The organism is Streptomyces sp. DH12, assembly GCF_020873895.1.
Taxonomy (GTDB): domain Bacteria; phylum Actinomycetota; class Actinomycetes; order Streptomycetales; family Streptomycetaceae; genus Streptomyces.
The window spans coordinates 1-836 of the sequence record NZ_JAHWGT010000186.1 but is presented as its reverse complement, the minus strand read 5'-3'; the positions used below and the strand labels follow the sequence as shown (position 1 = coordinate 836).

2 protein-coding genes are annotated in these 836 nt (G+C 75.8%); one reads left to right on the top strand and one right to left on the bottom strand.

Annotation, left to right across the window (positions count from 1 at the left end):
* Positions 1-230 (top strand): nucleotide disphospho-sugar-binding domain-containing protein (locus tag LPA54_RS33400; RefSeq protein WP_368857877.1); only part of this gene is annotated, 230 nt, incomplete at its 5' end.
* Here LPA54_RS33400 and LPA54_RS33395 read toward each other — a convergent pair.
* On the bottom strand, positions 179-836 hold a 658-nt coding region (locus LPA54_RS33395), incomplete at its 5' end, for an SDR family NAD(P)-dependent oxidoreductase (protein WP_228984473.1). The genes LPA54_RS33400 and LPA54_RS33395 overlap by 52 nt on opposite strands.

Sequence of the window (836 nt, the reverse complement as noted above, 5' to 3'; positions counted from 1 at the left end):
GACTGTACCTGCCGGCCGACGGCCTCACCGTCGACGCCCTGCGCACGGCGGTCGAGCGACTCCTCACCGAGGAATCGTTCACCAAGGCCGCCGACCGGGTGCGGACCGAGATCCTCGCCGAGCCGACGCCCAACGAGGCGGTGCGCCTGCTGGAACGGCTCACCGCCGAACACGCCGGTCAGACCACCGACGCACCGCCGTCCACGGTCACCACCGCGCCGTTCGCATAGGCGCCCTCGGGCCGGGCCAGCCGGACGACCCACCAGGCGACGTCCTCCGGCCGGCCCACCCGCCCCGACGGCGTGCGCGCGGCGGCCTCCGCCTGGTAACGGGCGATGTCCGCCGCACTCCAGCCCATCCGCTCACCGATCCCCGTGTCCGTCTCGCCGGGCGCCACCCCCACCGCGCGGACACCCCACGGCGCCAGCTCCACCGCCCAGGTGCGCACCAGGAAGTCCAGCGCCGTCTTGGTCGCGCCGTACAGCGACATCCCGGCGAAGGCGCGACGCCCCTGCACCGCCGCCGTGCCCACCGCCACCACCGTGCCCCGCGCCGCCGCGAGCGCGGGCAGCGCGGCACGGGTCAGCAGCACCGGCGCGAGCAGATTGGTCTCCACCTGGAGCCGGGCGTGCTCCCGCGTCACGGCGCCGAACGGCTCCGGCAGCACGACCGCCGCGTTGTGCACCAGCACGTCCAGCCGGCCGAAGGCCTCCAGCGCCGCCGACGTGATCCGCTCCGGAGCGTCCTCGTCCGTCAGATCCGCCACCAGCGTCCGCACGCCCTGCTGACCGGCGGCCGTCCGCTCCAGCGTCGCGGCCGTACGGCCCACCACCAGC